Below are 18,978 nucleotides of genomic sequence, written 5' to 3'. Positions count from 1 at the left end.
AATAGCCAATTAACTACTAAAAATAGTCGTAAAACATATGGAATATCAAAACGACGAATTGAACTTCCTGCATTTCTTTGATAAGATCGGGTATAATATCGGGGAGGGTATGATCCATCATGTCAACTTACATTACCATAAAAGTTTTGACTTCTTCCCTGAACTGGTGATGTTCTTTGCTGCTTATACTGTTAATAAAACTTTCCGTCGTAAAACGGTTGCACCTACGCATATTAAAGACAGTATCTGCTTTTTCTTTAAAAATGTATTTGATGACACCCCCCGGTCCAAACGAACCGAAAGCCCCGCTATCCGCGCATTTCCCGCCACCTATTCCTACACCAGTACTTTCAGAAAAGATCCCCGTCGTGTACAGGTAGTCGCTGTCATCATCAGCGCTGAATACCTGAAAGGATTTCTAAAAGAGGATGCTTCAAAATTTCAATACCTGTTTGATACCCGTTATGATTTCATCATTGAAGAAATCATGACTGATGATATTCTCCGTACTATCAATGATATTGTAAAGAAAGAGGAAGCTGGGAACCTGTCAGCATTCCACTACAAACTAAAAGCGATGGAACTGATCTTCTATTTATTTAAAAGCCTGAGCAAACGGGAGCAACCAGTTCACCAGAAATTAAGTCACAAAGACATCCAATCTATTTACAAGGTGCGCGATAAAATATTATCCTCCCTCAGCCAGCCAGGCAGCATTGATGAGTTAAAACAGATAGCAGGAATGAATGAGTTGAAAATGCGGAAGATCTTTACCCAGATTTTTGGCATGGGCATCTATGATTATTATCAGCATTTCAGAATGCAGGAAGCTGCACGCCTTCTTCGCGAAGAAAAGCTTTCAGTATCAGAAGTGGGTTACCAGGTAGGGTTTGAAAATCTCAGCCATTTCTCCAGGACATTCGAAAAATACATCGGTAAAAAACCGAAGAAATACAGCTTAGAACAATAGCTCAGAAAAAAATTAACCTAAATATAGAAATTGTTAAACCGATTTAGCAAATTCTTTTATATCTTTCCTCCCTCTTATACCACTTAATTTATGAAAAAACTGGTTTTACTCCTGCTGACAGCCTTACAGTCAGCAGCCACGTATGCACAGGTCACGAAGGCTCCCAACGGGATTATTGTCACTGTGAAAGGCCATCAGGTCGGCCTCTTTGCCACGAATGCTACTTTTTGTCTAAGCCTGAATGATTCGGCTGCACCACTCCCCATCAAAAGTATTTTTATAGACAATCAAACTTCCTCGCCCTACACGGTGATTTCGACGCCACCCTTGTACGGGATTAAGACGGCATTTGGTAAATTACTGATCAATACAGGCACCGGTACCTGGTCACTGTATGATCCGGCCAATAAAGCCCTGATCCAGGATGGTAGCTATCAGTTCAGCGATTCTGCTACAGCTATTATTTACCCGGCTGCCGGTACCTGCTACGGGTCAGGAAATATCACATCCAAAGACCTGACAAAGGACAAGTCTGGCTCTGCGGTAAACAATGGCCTGGCAGGTATTCCCTATCTCTGGAATAATACCGGTTACAGTGCTTTTGGTGTTTCTGTCGATGACAATGCACCTGCTACCTGGAATAACGCCGGCCAACAGCTGACCTGGAAATACAGGGCAAAGGCCGCGAACCTTTACCTCTGGCCTGCCAGCACTATCTACGATGGTGCCAAAGGATATGTGCAATTAACCGGGAAACCTAAACTTCCACCGAGATGGGCATTTGGATACCTCCAAAGTCAGTGGGGCTGGGAAGACAGCACTTACATTGCCAATGTGCTCAATAAGTTCCGTTCTCATAAATTGCCTGTAGATGCATTTATCTTTGACTTTGAATGGTATACTACCACGCCCGATTATACCGTAGCCAAAGAAGGCAAGGAAGGGTATAGCGACTTTAATTTCAATCCTAAACTATTCCCCCATCCTGCTAAACAAATCGCAGATCTCAAAGCGGAGGGTGTTAAATTTATTGGTATCCGCAAACCGAGATTAGGCAATAACCTGCTGCTGGATACTGCCAGGAAAAATGGCTGGTTAAGTCATCCTGAGTCCGATAGCCGTGACCTGAACTTTAGTAACGCACAGGCGCGGAAATGGTTTGAAGAACGGACCAAACCAATGCTGCAGAAAGGTGTGGATGCCTGGTGGGATGATGAAGGAGAATCTTATTATACCTGCTATTATTGGTGGAATACAGCCCAATATCACCTCTTGAATCAAGTGCGGCCCAATTACCGTCACTTCACGATTAACAGGGCATTTAGCCCCGGCAATCAGCGGTTTGGTTATTGCACCTGGGATGGTGATATCCAGTCTTCCTGGGCTTCCCTGGCAGATGTACCTAAAGACCTGCTGAATTTCAGCCTGGCAGGTATGTATTATGGCGCCTGTGATATTGGCGGCTTCCATGGTACCCCGGAAAAAGAAACACTGGTTCGCTGGTTCCAGGCAGGGGTTTTCTTCCCGATCATGCGTTCTCATTCCGACCTTGGTACGACAGCGCGTTTTCCCTACCTCTGGGGTGAAGATGGCGAAGCAGCTATGCGCAAAGCACTGGAGCTGAGGTACCGCCTGTTACCATATACTTACAGCCTGGGCCATGAAGCCTACAATACAGGTGCGCCCATCATGCGACCACTGGTGATGGAATACCCGGCAGATCCTGCAGTTGCAAATATGACGGATGAATGGTTACTGGGTAAAGGGGTATTAGCTGCGCCATTGTTAAATGCAGGCGGTAAACGTACTGTTTACCTGCCGGCAGATACCTGGTATGATTATTTTAGTGGTGAAGAAGTACATGGGCCAAAAACAATCGCGGTTGATAAGCAACTGGATGAGATCCCTGTGTATGTTCGTGCAGGTACAATATTGCCGTTGAGCCCTGTTGTGCAGTATTCAGAGCAGGCCAGCACGGCGCCGCTGGAAATACATATTTATCCCGGAAAGAATGGTCGTTTCAATATGGTGGAAGATGATGGTACTTCTTACAATTATACTAAAGGCACTACCAGAACTACAACATTTGTATGGGATGATGCAGCTAAAACACTGAGCTGGAAAGTAAGCGGCGCGTATGCCGGAAAGAATACTTACAAAGCGGTGAAAATTGTATTGGGTAAAGAAGAAAAAAATGCCCTGATTGGAAAAGACGGGCGTGTCAATTTCTAGATACAAGCGGGGCTGACAAAAGGAAAATGAAGACACTGAGAATTGCGTAAAAGCCATTTCGTCTCCATCACCCACCCGAGAGGGGGTACCCTTTTTAGTCAGGCCCGAAAGAATAGAGGCTGACCAACTATTACAGTCAGCCTCTATTTCCCTTTCCGGATCACCAGTTCACAGCTGCTTGCTACCACTAATATATGAGGTTCCTTCCCCTCCCCCGCCATTATTATCCTCAATGAAAAACTACTTTACCCCTATTCCCCTTCAAACACACCCGCTGTTTACAATTCCGTAAATCCTCTCATCCATTTCATCTTCAAAATACCTCCACATAGGTCCTAAGACTGCAATCACCAACCTTCACCTCCAGGCTACACTTTTTACCTTTTAGGCTAATTTTTATTCATCCACTTTCCTGACCTTTACATCATGAAAGCAACACCTCCTATCATATACAAAAGTATCTCCGAGTTCATGCGGGACCTGGATATGCCCAAACCCCTGCATCCCCTGGTAGCATTGGTGAACTATGACCATGAAAAAGGAAGCCGGAACCTGGTTGGAGTAAAGTTCATGATCGATTTTTATAAGATCTCTTTTAAGAAAGATTTTAGCGGGCAGATTAAATACGGGCAGGGGTATTATGATTTCGAAGAAGGAGGCATGGCCTTCCTGGCTCCAAACCAGGTAGTGACAATGTCTGCCGAAGAAAGTTGCCTCGACGGTTATACGCTTTTCTTCCATGCCGATCTGATCCGGAATTATGCTTTAGGACAGCATATTCAGGAATATGGGTTTTTCTCCTATGCGGTAACAGAGGCTTTGTTTTTATCTGATAAAGAGAAAAAGGTGATTGCAGGATTGTTTGAAAATATTGCGGACGAGCTGGATAACAACACAGATATCTTTAGCCAGGATGTGCTGGTTTCCCAGATAGAACTCCTCCTTAATTATAGTAATCGCTTTTATAACCGGCAGTTTATTACCCGAAAAGCAATTCATCACGATGTGATTACCCGGATGAATAATTACCTGGAAGCAAGATTTGCAGACCAGCAGGGAGGCATCCCAAGCGTGCAGGAAGTGGCAGATCACCTGCAGGTATCATCCCGGTATTTGTCTGATATGCTCCGGTCACTAACAGGGCAAAACGTACAGCAGCATATCCATGACCGGTTAATAGAAAGGGCAAAAATAGTATTAAGCACCACACGGCTCACGGTGGCTGAAATTGCCTACCAGTTAGGGTTTGAACATCCTCAGTCATTTAATAAATTGTTTAAGCGTCATACACATCTTTCCCCGACCATCTTCAGAAAATCATTCAATTAATCAGCAAGGGCAGGTGAACTCCAATAGGGCTGGTACCTACAAGGGATTGCTATGTCCATAATACATTCAACATGAAACAAAATGAAATGAAAGCTGTCCGGCTCCACGAGTTCGGAGGGCCAGCGGTATTGCTATATGAAAACGCGCCTGTTCCCACTTTACAACAAGGTGAAATACTGGTAAAAGTGCACTCCATCGGTATCAATCCACCAGACTGGTATTTACGGGATGGGTATAAAATGCTGCCCCCTGAGTGGCGACCGAACATCCCCTTCCCTATTATTCCGGGAACAGATCTATCCGGGGTCATTGCAGCCATTGCCCCTGATGTGCAGGGCTTTGCCGTAGGTGATGAAGTATTTAGCATGCTGCAGTTTCCCAGTATGGGCGAGAGTGCAGCCTATGCAGAATATGTATCAGGCCCTGCTTCACACTTTGCACACAAACCAGCGGGCATTGATCATATACAAGCCGCAGCAGCCCCCATGGCTGGTTTGACAGCCTGGCAATTTTTAATTGAACTTGGCCATGATGTTCAGAATCCCCTGCAGGCAGCAAAACATCAGCCTGTTCCGCTCGGGGGCAAAAGGGTATTGATCAATGGCGCCGCGGGAGGTGTAGGTCACCTGGCGCTGCAACTCGCCAAATGGAAAGGAGCGTATGTGATAGCCGTGGCTTCCGGCAAACATGCAGCATTCTTACAGGAGCTGGGCGCTGATGAATTTATTGATTACACCCAACAGGCCCCTGAAGATGTAGTACGCGATGTGGACCTGGTGCTGGATACATTAGGCGGTCCGACTACAGGGCGTTTCCTGAAAGTCCTTAAAAGTGGCGGCGCCCTGTTCCCCGTATTTCTGGGATTTGCTGACGGGGAAGAAGCAGTAAAACGGGGTATTCATGTCTCAATGACACAGGTGCGGAGCAATGGCCCCCAGCTGGAAAAATTAGGGGAGCTAATGGCTGCCGGTATCCTCAGGGTTGCCATTGATAGCACTTTTCCGCTCGCTGCCGCATCAAAAGCACACGAACGGGCAGCTCATGGACATATACAGGGTAAAATCGTTTTAACCGTTTAAGCAGTTCATTATTTGCCAAATGGCAAATACTTCCACCTGTAGCCAGACTACCTTCGTTACATCATCAAAAAATAAAACAATGTCGAAGACAGTTTTGGTTACAGGTGCTTCTTCCGGAATTGGTAAAGCCACCGCTATTTACCTGGCACAACATGGTTACCAGGTATATGGTGCCGCACGCCGTATGGACATGCTGCAATCGCTGAAGGAATATGGCGTACAACCCATTGCGCTGGATGTGACGAAAGAGGAGAGCATCCTGGCCTGCATAGCGCAAACCGGGCGCATAGACATCCTGGTAAACAGTGCAGGCTTAGGTTCCTACGGCGCACTGGAAGATGTACCTTTATCTGAAGCCAGGAATCAAATGGAAATAAACCTGTTTGGCGTAGCCCGCTTAATACAATTAGTATTGCCGCAGATGCGTGAAAAAAGATATGGTAAGATCGTGAATATTTCATCTGTTGGTGGTAAGGTGGGGCTGCCCATGGGTGTTTGGTACCATGCCAGTAAGTTTGCCCTGGAAGGATTGAGTGATTCGCTGCGTAACGAAGTCAGGCAGTTTGGAATTGATGTCATCGTGATAGAGCCGGGTGGTACAAAATCTGAGATGACAGCTATCGGCGCAAAAGACATGATGCGGGTTTCGGGGAATACGGTCTACAAAGGACTGGCAGCCAGCCTGGAAAAAACATATGGTGATATGGAGAAGCATGCAGTAGAACCAGTGGTGATCGCAGCATTGATTAAAAAAGGAATTGAGGCGAAACATCCGAAAACAAGGTATATTGGTGGTGCAATGGCGAAGCCGATGTTGTTGATGCGGAAGATGCTATCTGATAAGATGTTTGACAAAATGCTGATGAGCCAGATGAAATAGCAGACTATGGAGCAACTAATTAATTACCTTTTACATTTTGGACAGCTGAACCAGCAGCAGATTGACTTGATTAAGAGCAGGAGCATGGTGAAGACAAGCCGAAAAGATACGTATTATCATGAGGCGGGAAGAATACCGCGGGAGGTGATCTTTTTAACAGCAGGGATCATGCGGGTTTGCTATTACAATAATAAAGGTGATGAAATTACGAAGTACTTCATTGATGAAAATAATTTCATCGTGGATATTCATAGTTATAATCAACATATTCCCTCTACAGAATATATACAGGCTGTTACAGACTGTGAATATATCGTATTATCCAGGGAGGTGATGGACGAATTGTCTATGACCATCATTACCTGGGATCCGATCATTGCAAAGATCACTGCTAAAAGCCTGGCAGAGAAAGTGAACAGGATCAGCCCCATGATGGCGGAAGATGCCACTGAACGTTACCTGATGTTTTTGAGAAATTTCCCGGCATTGGCCAATAGAATTCCCTTGTCCTACCTGGCCTCTTACCTGGGAATCACCCAATCATCGCTGAGTAGGATAAGAAGGAATATCCGGTAAAGTATTTTTACTTAACCACTACCTCCCTTTCCTTGTCTACAAGGCGTTCGTCTCCCTGTTCCAGGGATTTCAGCACCGAGTTTTCGAAGTGAAGAATGTTATTTATTTCATACCAGTTACGACTCCAGATGTGTTCCTTGTAATACAGGTTTTCATGCACGACCTGATTACTGTCAGTAAACGTACTTTCCTTATAAGGTTTGCCGTATAACGCGATGACTGCTTCTTTACTCATGCCTGGCTTTATGCGGTCCGTGGTAAATTTAGACTGTTTTTGTACAGTACAGCTACAGGTAAATACTGTTACAGCTAACAGCAGGGAAAACAAGATCTTATTCATAGCAGGAAGGTAGTCATTTTCTTAAACACATGGCGCCTGTATATTTATCCTGCATACGGAAATACCCATATTGGCAATCCCCATATACCCGACCAGGAAAAGAGTACAAAAAAGCAAGGGTTTTACTTATCTTTACGGCCGGTTAATCTCATCAATCTAAAACAGAATATGACAAACGGATTTAAAGTAATCGGACTATCAGTAAGGACAACAAATAAGGATGCACAGGCTATGCAGGATTTAGGGAAGTTATGGGGGCAGTTTTTTGCAGAAAATGTGATGGAGAAAATTCCCAATAAGGCATCCGGAGAAATATATGCTATCTATACTGATTACAAAAGTGATTATACAGAAGAATATACCACCATCATTGGCGTGCCGGTAACAACGCTGAACGAGGTACCCGAAGGCCTTACAGGACGGGAGTTTGGCCCGGAACAATTCCAGAAATTCACCGCAAAGGGAGAAATGCCGGCTGCTGTAGGAAATACCTGGATGGAGATCTGGCAGAAAGATAAAGAACTGAATAGAAAATATACTTACGACTACGAGGTGTATGGCGCGAAATCTCAACAGGGAGCAAATTCCGAAGTAGCCATCTTCATCGCCACAAAATAAAAATACGAACATGTCAATTACAAAAGAAGCAGAACTGATAGGTATGCAGAAAGCCAGCGAAGCCGTTGCCTATACCCTGAGAGAAATGACCAACTATGCGCAGGTGGGTATGAGTACGAAAGAGCTGGATGAATTTGGCGCTAAGATCCTGGCTGGTTTTGGTGCAAAATCTGCACCTTACCTTACTTACCAATTTCCGGGCTGGACCTGTATCAGTGTTGACAATGAGTTTTGCCACGGCATTCCTTCTGAAAAAAGGATCCTGAAAGATGGTGACCTGGTCAATATCGATGTATCTGCAGAATTGGATGGTTACTGGGCAGATAACGGCGGATCTTTTGTATTGGGAAATGATATTCATCAACACCAGAAACTGGTGGATGCCTCCAAAGAAATTCTGCAGAAAGCACTGAATACGATCAGGGGCGGTGTGAAGATAGCAGATGTTGGATTTTTGATGGAGACAGAAGCCAGGAAAAGAGGTTTTAAGGTGATTAAAAACCTGGGCGGACACGGAATTGGCAGGGGCCTGCACGAAGAACCGGGAGAACTACTGAACTATCGTGTAAAGGCTGATAAGAGAAGATTTAAGAAGAACTCAGTGGTAGCGATTGAGACGTTTATATCTACAAATTCGTCTTATGCTACGGAGTCTGCCACATTGAACGATGGCTGGACGATGATCGGTGAAAGAGGTGGATATATGGCGCAGCATGAACACACGATTGTTGTAACGGATGGACAGCCATTGATTCTGACAGAAATGAATGGGATTTTCAATTAAGAAAGATCATAAGATTTTAAAAGCCTCCAGGTCCGCAGGGATCTGGAGGCTTTATTTTTGCCTGGACCACTCAAACTACAGGTTCAACCGGAGTTGGCCGGGCTTTTTCTTCAGATTTATCCCACTTTTCGCCGGCTTTCAAAAAATTGTTTGGTCTCAGGCCTGCTGAACTAGCGAAGAAAGCGTAATTTTGCGCCCAAAATAAAACCAGCGTTGGGAGATAAGATCGCTTACTTTTCGGGGGAATCAATTAAAGATATAGCCTTACCAGAACGGTTTACCTTTCCGTTTTTCTACGAACCACATCCACTATCCAGGCTAGCCGCTGCCGATCTTCAATACTACCTGGAAACGCATACCGGGCTGGATCATAATTTTGGACTGGAAAATGATACGGATGGTGCTCCCATCGGCAAAATGTTTGGCGTGCTCGTCATAAAAGATCAGCAGGGCAGGCTCGGGTACCTCTCCGGCTTCAGCGGTAAGCTCGCTAACTCTAATGACCATCCCAAATTTGTACCTCCTGTCTTTGATATGCTTACCGAAAACAGTTTTTTTCTGCAGGGGCTGGAAATCATTACAGGCATCAATACACGCATCGACCAGCTCAGCAATGATGAAAATTATCTTCGGCTGCAACTTGAATTAAAAGAAGCCCTTCAAACATCAAATACCGATATTAACGCTTTAAAGGCCCAATTAAGGCTGAATAAAGAAAACCGCAAACTACTCAGGGCAACACTGAAAGAACGCCTGAATGAGGCTGATTATGCTATTGCAGAGGCAGATATAATCAACCAGAGCCTGGCCGATAAACGCCAGTTGAAATACCTCAGTGATGAGTGGATGCAAACGATCAGGGAGTTGCAGGCGCAGGTAGTGGCTTTCGATGCACAGATCGAACCTTTAAAGAACGAGCGCAAAGAACGATCGGCCGATCTGCAGCAACAGATCTTTGAACAATATAGTTTTCTAAATAAGGACCTAAAAAGAAAGAGCCTCCAGGAAATCTTCAAAGAAACACCTTTTGGCAAGCCACCGGCTGGCAGTGGTGAATGCGCCCTCCCCAAGTTATTGCAATTCGCATTTAAGAATGGTCTGCAGCCTATTGCTATGGCGGAGTTCTGGTGGGGTGCTTCTCCAAAATCCGACATCCGGAAGCACCAGCAATTCTATCCCGCCTGTACCGGAAAATGCAAGCCAATTCTGGCCCATATGCTCGAAGGTATTGAAATAGACGCCAATCCCCTGCTCGATATTAAAGAAGACCGTCATCCGCTCGAAATCATCTTTGAGGACGATAGTTTTGTCGTGGTCAACAAACCTTCCGGTTTACGTTCTGTACCCGGTGTGAACATCGATGATTCTGTATATAGCAGGTTAAAACAGGGTCTACTAGCTACTGAACCCCTGATAATTCATAGATTAGATATGGATACTTCAGGACTCCTCGTCGTTGCCAAAACCCCGTCAGCCCATAAGCATATCCAACGACAATTCTTACAGAGAACAGTACGAAAACGCTATACAGCACTGCTATCGAAAGTTATTCACCAGTCAGGCGGCATGATTGATCTGCCCCTGGGTCCAGATCTGTTCAACCGCCCCCGGCAACTGGTTTGCTTTGAAACAGGGAAAAAGAGCGTTACTAAATGGGAAGTTGTGAAACGCTACGCTGATACAACCAAAGTCAATTTCTGGCCGCTTACAGGCAGAACGCATCAACTCCGTATGCACTCAGCTCATGCATCCGGGCTGAATGCCCCCATTGTGGGAGATGACCTGTATGGAACCCCTTCCGAAAGAATGTACCTGCATGCTGCAGAAATTGAATTTGTACATCCTGCCACACGTGAAAAAGTAAGTTTTGCTATTGAAGAAGGCTTCTAAATCCACTTGATTATCAAGTTATTTTTCCGCGCCTGACCTTAGTCATGGCGAACGATGATGCTATTTACAATGCACCATGATGCATGTCAATAGTTTTGCCTGTAAGATGAAGGAATTTTGAAGTAAGATTAAAACTTAAACCTTAAGCTATGAAATACATAAAATTCATGCTTGTAGCCATCGCTCTGATGCTGACCAATTTCCTTTCATCATCCGCACAAACTACTGCTGCTCCTGGCGGACCATCTGTCAACTTACAGGCAACCAGTTATAAGTTTATCAAAACAGTGAACGGAAAAGAAGAAGCACAGCCAGTACAGCCACTGACAATCACTTCTGCCGCATATGACCTAAAGACTGCTGTCAACTACTACGAAGATGAATATGATTCATACTTTGTTTCCTTTGCAATACCTGAAGGTCAGACACTGGCTGCTTACGATAAAAGCGGAAAACTGATCCGTACAGCGGAAAGATATGAACTCGAATTATTACCTACATCTCTAACAGCTGCAGTAGCAAAAAAATACCCGGGTTGGACCATTTGCAAAGATGTATACCTGATTACGTACATCAAAGACAGAGACAATGAGTCTAAATACAGACTTGTCCTGGAAAATGGTACAAAACGGATCAAAGTAAAAGCCAACGATAACGGCGACCTATTTTAATGGTTATTTTTTAGACAATGTATTACTCAGGAAGAGGGTGTCTTTTTAAAGACGCCCTCTTTTTTTTCCTGCAAATGGGTTCCATACTCCCTGGTAAATGCCCTCATGAATGCTTTTGTAGCAGAAGACCATAGGCCGTCTATTGAGCCACTATTACATTATAACTATACTAAAACGTCACTTGAACGTCGCTTTAATATCAAATCGATATTAAAGCGACGTTCAAGTGACGAAAAAGTGATGTATCAATACTCATTTAGCACAATAGATGGACTATAAACCGGCAATATTCATTAACCTTGTATGCATCACCCCAAAACAGCTTTTATGGCTTTATTAAAAGACAACGCCTTATTCCAGTACGTGGAAGGAAGTATCGGCGATCAGATCTCGATTTACAAGCGCAATGGCCAGACGATCGTAGCAAAAAAACGCGGCCGGTCAAGGAAAAAACCCACTAAAAACCAGGTACTTGCCAGGCAGAAAATGGCGGAAGCGGTCGGCTATGCCAGGGCCATCCTGAAAGATCCTGAAATGAAGGCCTATTATCAATCCAAAGCAGGCCCCGGACAGAATGCCTGGAACATGGCGATCAGCGATGCGCTTAAGTCGCCCGAAGTACAAAATATCCAGGCCAAAGACAGCACTGTAGTTGTTACTGTCAGAGATAAATTTGCCATTGCAGCAGTAGATGTGAAAATTACTGATGCAGCAGGTATCCTGCTTGAAAAAGGGAAGGCCGTGTTAAGCCGGAATGGTGTAGACTGGTATTACCGGGCAGCGAATTTGCCAGGCGGCGCAACGATAACAGTCATTGCCGTAGATCTACCGGGCAATGAGACGAAAAAAGAAATCCAACTGGAATAAAAAAAAGAGAGCATCTCATCCAGGAGCTGAGATACCCTCTTACATTTTTAGCCATTATAGGCAGCCACCCATTTTGCTTTAATATCAGCACGGGCTTTGATAAATTCCTTGTCTGTACCCTGCGCGATCGCATCCAGCGGGAAACGAAGCGGGCGGGTACCGGCCTTCATTTGCACTAATGCAAGAATCCCATCGGCAATCGTCTGCGGGTTCATGTTAAACTGCGCCATCTTGCCAAAGAGTGCAGTACCCAAGCCATTGAATTTTTCTTCGGCAGCGGTGCCGTATGCCTCGATGATCTCAGCCCTGTCTGCATTCAAACCAGCTTTTGCGCCATTGGTCATTTCTGTGGGATATACTCCCGGCTGTATACTTACGTTCTCGATACCGTAATCCGCCAGTTCATCCTGTGCACCTTCGGTAATGCTCTCTACTACAAATTTAGAGGCCAGATAAGGCACCATAAACGGCAGGGTATGCCCGCTGGCGCCAGAAGTGATGTTAATGATCAAACCAGCTTTCTGGCTGCGCATTACAGGCAGCACGGCCTGGTATGTACGGAACACGCCATATACGTTTACTTCAAACATACGACGGATCTGATCGATGGTATACGCCTCCAGCAAACCGAAGCCACTCACTGCCGCATTGTTTACCAATACATCGATACGGCCAAATTTACTGGTCACTTCCGCAAAAGCGGCTTTGACTGAATGATCGTCTGTGATATCTATTTCTACAACTGTAATGTTAGGGAGCTTTGCCATTTCGCCCGCTACTGCAGCGTTCCTGCCGTTTACACCACGCATGCCTGCTACTACTGTATACCCTGCCTTTGCGAGTGTTTGTGCTGTCAATTTACCAAAGCCTGTGCTTGTTCCTGTGATGAATATTACCTGTGACATAATTTGTAATTTTTACGATACAAAATTGCGCCAGGGAGATTCCCCCGCCATTGACATTTAATAAAAAATGGTATTGACAAATGTCAAGTGGAGTTTTTGATATAGATCAATGGCGTTTCAGGGCACAAACCACAACTTTGTACCTATAAAATCAATCCTTATGGACTTCGATATTATTGAAAAACACTTTTCGATCTGGCGTGATAAAAAGCTATCCCTGATACAGGAAGTATATGCGATAGACATTGAAATTACAGATCCTCATGCTATTGCACACGGGCACCAGGAAGCGGAGGCACTCATCACGGGGCTGCAGGCAAAATTTCCCGAACGGCGGTTCAGGTTACGCCAACCAATAGAAGGACACCATCATATTGCCAGGTTGTTCTGGGCTTTTGGGCCAGACGAAGAGCAGGAGCAGGTCACCGGTCAGGATGTATTGATCCTTGAAAACGGGAAGATTGCTAAATTACTGATCTTCATAGACCCTCAATAATTAATCCCCCCGGGAACTCATATTTTTTATAGCTTTATGGCTATATGTTTGAGTCCTTTAAGCAATACATCCTCGAAAGAAGTACTATCTCCGAATCAGACCTTTTGAAAATAGAGGCGGTGTGCCAGTATAAGAAATTAAGGAAGAAACAATATCTCCTGCAGGAAGGAGATGTATGGAAATACAATGCGTTTATTGTAAAGGGATGTTTGCGCACGTTCCATGTGGATGACAAAGGCAATGAACATATCTTAAACTTCGCCATTGAAAACTGGTGGACGGGTGACCGGGAAAGCCTGCAATCAGGCCTGCCCTCTATTTATAATATTGAAGCGCTGGAAGATGCTGAAATTATCCTCATTACTAAAGATAATTTCGACCAGCTTTGCAAAGAAATTCCTGCCTTTAATGATATGATCAATGCCATCCTGCAAAAAAGTTTTGTTGCTTCGCAGGGGCGGATACAGACGTTCCTGAGTTTAGGTGCGGAAGAAAAATACCAGCGGTTTATAGAGAAGTACCCACAGCTGGCATTGAGAGTACCGCAGGGGATGATTGCTTCCTATCTCGGCATCACACCGGAAACGCTAAGCCGGGTGCGGAAAAATAGAACTAAGTAATTTCAATTTGCTTCTCTTCCGGATATAATTGTTCCCTCTTATCCTGTTCATCAATTTGAGCAACCATTGGCCATGGACAGGAAAGACAAGCTGATAAGGAAACCCCTATCAGCCTTTCTTTAATGTCAACACAGCGATTTCAGGCCACATGCCGATCCTGCCTTTTAGGCCCAGGAATCCAAAGCCCCTGTTTACATACAGGTATTTCCCCTGCTGTTCGTACAGGCCTGCCCATTGTTTATAAACATACTTTATCGGGCTCCACTTAAAACCAAACAGTTCAATTCCAAACTGCATACCATGCGTATGACCTGCCAGTGTCAGGTGTACATGCTGGTGATGCTCCACAGTCACTTCATCCCAGTGTGAAGGGTCGTGCGACATCAGGACCTTGAAGGAATGATCCGGCACATCGGCGGTCGCCCTCTTCAAATCACCATATTTATGAAAGCCACCTTTCCCCCAGTTTTCAACGCCGATCAGGGAGATGTGCTGGCCTTGTTTTTGGATGGTCACTGCTTCGTTCAGTAACAGGTTAAAGCCCATTTCTCCATGCACTTCTTTCAGGCGGTTCAGATTTGCGGCCTGCGCGTCCTTACTTTCCCACCGGATGTAATCGCCGTAGTCATGGTTGCCCAATACAGAATACTTGCCGTAAGGGGCCTTTAATTTATTAAATCCGCCTATCCAGGGATCCATCTCAGAGGCCATGTTATTTACAAGGTCTCCGGTGAAGAGCAGGAGGTCGCTTTGCTGGGCATCCACGAGGTTGAGCCCCTTTTGAACGCCGCCGGCATCGCTGAAACTACCTGAATGTATATCTGATAACTGTGTGATGGTAAACCCATCGAATGCTTCGGGCAGGTCGGGAAAGAAGATGGTCTCTTTTCTTACCTTATAAAAGTGTTTACCTTTTGTAAGACCAAAAATGATGGCCAGGAAAATGAACCCGGCAACTGCCATAGCGACTTCGCTCACGACTACACTTCTCTCCGGGAAGCCCCGGAATAAACGCACGACGTCTTCTGCCAGGAGTACAGGAGAAGAAAAGACTTTGGGAATAAAATTGAGCATCATGGCACCGATCACAACCGCGATAAAGCGTTCGGAATTGAAGCCGGCTCTGCGGAGAAAGATGATGGAGATGATCGCAGCGATCAGTAAAATATCGAACAGCCAATACCCAAAGTGCAATGCAGGATGCTGGCTAAGTGTCGAAACCGCCTGGTAAAAATACAAATCGCCCACCAGGAAGAGCAAGAGCATTAATGGAAATCTTGCCATAAAAATAAAAAACGTATTTACCTGGTAGACGATTAGCTGGTGAGAATATTGTAAAATAATTAGAACTCATTTCATAATTACCATTTTATGTATTGATTATCAATTGAAAATGTCTATTTATGAAATGACTTCTACCTATTTCTATATCCCTTTGGTTTTCAAGGTTATTGGGCGGCTACGCCAAATCGCTTTTTTGCATCTTCGGTTACCGGTGTGAAGAAGTTGACCAGGTTGCCATCAGGGTCCCTGAACAGGAGGGAACGATTACCCCATGGCATGGTGGTAGGTTGCTGTACAACAATAGCCGCAGGGATCCGGGTATAGGCAGCATCTACATCCTCCACCCTGAATTCAATAATCACAGATCGGTTGCTGGCAGCTTCGGCTACATCACCGCCAAAGAGAGCGAGTGTGCGGGTACTGCCTATAGCCAGTGCGGCAGCGGCGGTCTTTACTTCTGCGAAGTCTTCCGTAAACCAGGTAAAAGGCAAGCCGGTGGCCGATTCATAAAACTTCACGAGGCGCTGGATGTCGGCAGTAATAATGCGGATTGAGGAAAGGATCATTGTGTTTTTGATTTTGTTACTGCTGCAAAATAAAGGTGCCGGGGTGACAACCCTATGTCAGGAGTTATCACAGCCATGGACAAAAAGTTTGGGAAGGAACGAGGTTACCATACCAGCATACCTGCACCCAGGGCTCAGATCATACTGGTGCAGCATTATTACTAGAACCCATTTCATAAATAGGCCTTTATGATTGATAATCAACACTTAAATGGTAATTATGAAATGAGTTTTAATCACTTTACTTATCACAGGAGGCAATTGGTAACATTGTTACGCCAAGCCGGTTTACAGATCTTTCGTCCATAGACCTGGTGACCTATTACCGGCAAATACCTATATTTGGCAGCATATAAAGCTATCACTATTATGTCGCGCAAATTCGAGACCCCAGTCCTACTAAACGAGCTTATCCTGCAAGTGGATGTACTGTTAAGCACAGCAAAGGAACAATTACTAACAGCGCAAGAGGAGATCCTATTACGCCAGCCTGCTCCGGAAAAATGGAGTGCAGCGCAATGCCTGGACCATTTAAATGGATATACACGGTTTTATATTCCGGCGATCGAAAAGGCCATTACAGCGAAACTAACGGGTAGTCTTCCCTCCATGCCATCACCGGTATTCAGGAGTGGCTGGCTGGGCAACTATTTTACAAAAATGATGCTGCCCAAAGCAGATGGTCATCCGGGCATGAAAATGCAGGCTCCTAAGGGGTACAGGCCATTAGCCAGGCTGGATGCGAAAGCAGTGGTGAATGAGTTTATAGAGTGGCAGGAAAGAATGAAGCTGACGCTGGAACAGGCTAAAATAATTAACCTGGAAAGTATTAAGATCCCGACTACTTTGGGCAACTGGCTGAAATTCTCACTGGGTGATACATTCCGGTTTGTGATTGCCCATGAACAAAGGCATATGGCGCAGGCACTGAGAGCGAAATCATAATCATCCATAAATTTGCAACCCCATGAAAAAGTTGTGCTGCATAAACGCCAGGGCAATTGGCTCATTAAAGCCGGGCAGAATGCAAAACTGGATCCGGGAGTGATTAATCAGCACTCATTTCATAAACAGAAGCCCCTTCGTTACTCAGCAAGCCATTATTTAAGCGGCTGCGCATAGAGCGTATTGATGATATCTTTCCAGGCCTGTGCATTTTCCAGCTCTCCATTGCAAAGGAAAATCATTCCCTTTTTACTGGCCGGACTATACGAGATGAAGGAGGATACCCCGATAGCAGATCCTGTATGGCAATATAAGATCCCACCTTTATTTGTTGCAAACTGGAACCAGGTATGAAAGCCCAGGTTAAAATCATCGGGGGTTAATGCCTGGATGGCATTGCTGTCGATTACTGGTTTGTTTTGATAGATGCCCTGATTGGTCCAGGCGATGAGGAAGTGGGCGAACTGGCTGACATTAGTATGCAGACCACCAGCGGGGTAGTCAGGAAATCCGCCATAACCCAATGGGGTATATGTATTCAGGGAATCGGAATACCGGTAAGGCATAGCGACCTGGTTACTGTCGATGTCATGCAGGAACCAGCCCGTATTTTGCATATCCAGGGGGCGGAATAAATGCGTTTTACAATAAGTGTTGAAATCCTGCCCGGAGAGGCGTTCTACGAGATAGCCCAGGAGTGCGATCCCCATATTTGAATAATTCGCTTTTGCGCCCGGCGGGTAGTTGTAGAAGTTCTTTTCCTTATCGTAATGTTTGCCCTGTGGTGTAAAATAACCTTTGATAAATACCGGTAGTGGAATGGTCGGATCTCCATGATTTGAATCCCAGAAGATATGCAGGTAATCTACATTATCGTCAATGGCAGCACGATGCCGGAGTAGCTGGCGGAAAGTAATGGGCTTATCCGGAAATGCGGGATTGGCCAGGTGGAAATCCAGGTATTTATTGACATCGTCATCCAGCTTGAATTTGCCGGCAGCATAGAGTTGCATAATAGCAGCTGCTGTTACGGTTTTGGAGGTACTGGCAGCCTCAAAAATAGTATTGGGGCCAACAGGGATTTTCTTCTCCAGGTTTTGATAACCGTAGTAGCCGGTCCAGGCTATTTTCCCTTTATCAATGATGACGGCTTCAAAACCTGCAATGTGTTTATCGGCCAGCAGGCTATCGAGCAAGGGCTTTTGCGGATAGGCGATAAATGGCAATAGTATGCAAACAATCAGTATGCGCGCGCGTAATTTCATGTTGTGTCCTGGATGAGAAACGTAATTTATGGAATTTTTGGGATAGATAAGATACAACCCTCTTTCATTATTTACTGTAACAGCACTCCCAGTTGATACACTTTATCTATATGCTTTTTCAGAAAAGCTGGTTTTGCATCCTTTACAGGAGCGATGTAATAAACTTTTACAGGGTTGATACCACAAAACTGCAGGGTACCTTTTTTAAACTGGTTAATCGCCGGACGATGCATGATGAAGCGGTCATACCAGCTGGGTGTATCTGCCGTAATAATGATCCGCCCGGTTTTGCCTTTTAGTAATTTCTGTGGAAATGGTTTTCCCGGTACCGGCTGAAAGGTAATACCAGGCAGAAATGTTCTGTCTATAAACCCTTTCATAATAGCCGGGTACCCATACCACCACATAGGGAATACCCATACAATGTGATCTGCGGCCCTGATCTTTTCAATTGCTTCCAGCAGATCGGGTTCTAATTCAGTCCGCTGTCTGAAGCCGTACCTGAGGTTAGGATTAAATTGTAAAGTGCCAATGCTGATCTCTGAAATGGCTGCATTTGTGGTGGCAGCTCCTTCTTTATAAGCATTGAATAGTGCCTGGTTATAACTATGCGGGTCAGGGTGCCCGTTGATGATTAATACTTTCATACTACAAAAATGGT

At 45.0% G+C, this 18,978-nt stretch carries 20 protein-coding genes; 14 read left to right on the top strand and 6 right to left on the bottom strand.

Going from position 1 to position 18,978, the window contains the following annotated elements; translation table 11 throughout:
- Positions 1 to 37: 37 nt before the first annotated feature.
- The 6 genes from U0033_RS32500 to U0033_RS32475 all read left to right on the top strand — a co-directional run bounded on the left by U0033_RS32500 (position 38) and on the right by U0033_RS32475 (position 7,066).
- Entirely contained in the window at positions 38 to 970 is a 933-nt protein-coding gene (locus U0033_RS32500) for a helix-turn-helix transcriptional regulator (RefSeq protein ID WP_072363012.1), read from the top strand.
- 90 nt (positions 971 to 1,060) lie between these two features.
- Entirely contained in the window at positions 1,061 to 3,202 is a 2,142-nt protein-coding gene (locus U0033_RS32495; protein WP_072363013.1) for a glycoside hydrolase family 31 protein, read from the top strand.
- 426 nt (positions 3,203 to 3,628) lie between these two features.
- On the top strand, positions 3,629 to 4,531 hold the full coding sequence (locus U0033_RS32490; protein WP_072363014.1) for a helix-turn-helix domain-containing protein: 903 nt from the start codon (positions 3,629 to 3,631) through the stop codon (positions 4,529 to 4,531).
- Between the two features lie 71 nt (positions 4,532 to 4,602).
- On the top strand, positions 4,603 to 5,610 hold the full coding sequence (locus tag U0033_RS32485; RefSeq protein WP_072363015.1) for an NADP-dependent oxidoreductase: 1,008 nt from the start codon (positions 4,603 to 4,605) through the stop codon (positions 5,608 to 5,610).
- 79 nt (positions 5,611 to 5,689) lie between these two features.
- Positions 5,690 to 6,490 carry an oxidoreductase gene (locus tag U0033_RS32480; RefSeq protein WP_072363162.1) on the top strand — a complete coding sequence of 267 codons (801 nt, stop codon included), beginning with the start codon at positions 5,690 to 5,692 and terminating at the stop codon, positions 6,488 to 6,490.
- Between the two features lie 6 nt (positions 6,491 to 6,496).
- Positions 6,497 to 7,066, top strand: coding sequence for a Crp/Fnr family transcriptional regulator (locus tag U0033_RS32475; protein WP_072363016.1), 570 nt, complete (start codon positions 6,497 to 6,499; stop codon positions 7,064 to 7,066).
- Between the two features lie 7 nt (positions 7,067 to 7,073).
- Here U0033_RS32475 and U0033_RS32470 read toward each other — a convergent pair whose 3' ends face one another.
- Positions 7,074 to 7,406, bottom strand: a complete 333-nt coding sequence (locus U0033_RS32470; protein WP_072363017.1) for a hypothetical protein — start codon at positions 7,404 to 7,406, stop codon at positions 7,074 to 7,076.
- Between the two features lie 168 nt (positions 7,407 to 7,574).
- On the opposite strand from U0033_RS32470, the gene U0033_RS32465 reads away from it, so the two are divergent.
- From U0033_RS32465 to U0033_RS32445, 5 genes are all read left to right on the top strand, one after another.
- Positions 7,575 to 8,024 (top strand): GyrI-like domain-containing protein, encoded by a 450-nt coding sequence (locus tag U0033_RS32465; protein ID WP_072363018.1) that lies wholly within the window; start codon positions 7,575 to 7,577, stop codon positions 8,022 to 8,024.
- Between the two features lie 10 nt (positions 8,025 to 8,034).
- Positions 8,035 to 8,808, top strand: a complete 774-nt coding sequence (gene map / locus U0033_RS32460) for a type I methionyl aminopeptidase (protein WP_072363019.1) — start codon at positions 8,035 to 8,037, stop codon at positions 8,806 to 8,808.
- Positions 8,809 to 9,021: 213 nt separating this feature from the next.
- Positions 9,022 to 10,698: an RluA family pseudouridine synthase gene (locus U0033_RS32455; RefSeq protein ID WP_072363020.1), complete on the top strand. Its 1,677-nt coding sequence runs from the start codon at positions 9,022 to 9,024 to the stop codon at positions 10,696 to 10,698.
- Positions 10,699 to 10,847: 149 nt separating this feature from the next.
- A complete protein-coding gene (locus U0033_RS32450; RefSeq protein WP_072363021.1) occupies positions 10,848 to 11,369 on the top strand; it encodes a nicotinate-nucleotide adenylyltransferase in 522 nt (173 codons plus the stop codon).
- Positions 11,370 to 11,696: 327 nt separating this feature from the next.
- Positions 11,697 to 12,236 (top strand): hypothetical protein, encoded by a 540-nt coding sequence (locus U0033_RS32445; protein WP_072363022.1) that lies wholly within the window; start codon positions 11,697 to 11,699, stop codon positions 12,234 to 12,236.
- Between the two features lie 47 nt (positions 12,237 to 12,283).
- On the opposite strand, the gene U0033_RS32440 is transcribed toward U0033_RS32445, so the two are convergent.
- Positions 12,284 to 13,141: an SDR family oxidoreductase gene (locus U0033_RS32440; protein ID WP_072363023.1), complete on the bottom strand. Its 858-nt coding sequence runs from the start codon at positions 13,139 to 13,141 to the stop codon at positions 12,284 to 12,286.
- Positions 13,142 to 13,301: 160 nt separating this feature from the next.
- On the opposite strand from U0033_RS32440, the gene U0033_RS32435 reads away from it, so the two are divergent.
- Positions 13,302 to 13,637, top strand: coding sequence for a nuclear transport factor 2 family protein (locus U0033_RS32435; protein WP_072363024.1), 336 nt, complete (start codon positions 13,302 to 13,304; stop codon positions 13,635 to 13,637).
- Between the two features lie 44 nt (positions 13,638 to 13,681).
- Entirely contained in the window at positions 13,682 to 14,257 is a 576-nt protein-coding gene (locus tag U0033_RS32430; RefSeq protein WP_072363025.1) for a Crp/Fnr family transcriptional regulator, read from the top strand.
- Between the two features lie 108 nt (positions 14,258 to 14,365).
- Here U0033_RS32430 and U0033_RS32425 read toward each other — a convergent pair whose 3' ends face one another.
- Positions 14,366 to 15,541: a metallophosphoesterase gene (locus tag U0033_RS32425; protein WP_072363026.1), complete on the bottom strand. Its 1,176-nt coding sequence runs from the start codon at positions 15,539 to 15,541 to the stop codon at positions 14,366 to 14,368.
- Between the two features lie 164 nt (positions 15,542 to 15,705).
- Positions 15,706 to 16,107 carry a VOC family protein gene (locus U0033_RS32420; RefSeq protein ID WP_072363027.1) on the bottom strand — a complete coding sequence of 134 codons (402 nt, stop codon included), beginning with the start codon at positions 16,105 to 16,107 and terminating at the stop codon, positions 15,706 to 15,708.
- 342 nt (positions 16,108 to 16,449) lie between these two features.
- Here U0033_RS32420 and U0033_RS32415 point away from each other — a divergent pair, with 342 nt between their 5' ends.
- Positions 16,450 to 17,052 carry a DinB family protein gene (locus U0033_RS32415; protein ID WP_143150795.1) on the top strand — a complete coding sequence of 201 codons (603 nt, stop codon included), beginning with the start codon at positions 16,450 to 16,452 and terminating at the stop codon, positions 17,050 to 17,052.
- Positions 17,053 to 17,207: 155 nt separating this feature from the next.
- On the opposite strand, the gene U0033_RS32410 is transcribed toward U0033_RS32415, so the two are convergent.
- Positions 17,208 to 18,317, bottom strand: a complete 1,110-nt coding sequence (locus U0033_RS32410) for a serine hydrolase domain-containing protein (RefSeq protein WP_072363029.1) — start codon at positions 18,315 to 18,317, stop codon at positions 17,208 to 17,210.
- A 71-nt stretch (positions 18,318 to 18,388) separates the two neighbouring features.
- On the bottom strand, positions 18,389 to 18,964 hold the full coding sequence (locus tag U0033_RS32405) for an NAD(P)H-dependent oxidoreductase (protein WP_072363030.1): 576 nt from the start codon (positions 18,962 to 18,964) through the stop codon (positions 18,389 to 18,391).
- Between the last annotated feature and the right edge of the window lie 14 nt (positions 18,965 to 18,978).

This window comes from Chitinophaga sancti, assembly GCF_034424315.1.
Lineage (GTDB): Bacteria > Bacteroidota > Bacteroidia > Chitinophagales > Chitinophagaceae > Chitinophaga > Chitinophaga sancti.
This window is presented reverse-complemented; position numbering and strand designations above follow the sequence as displayed.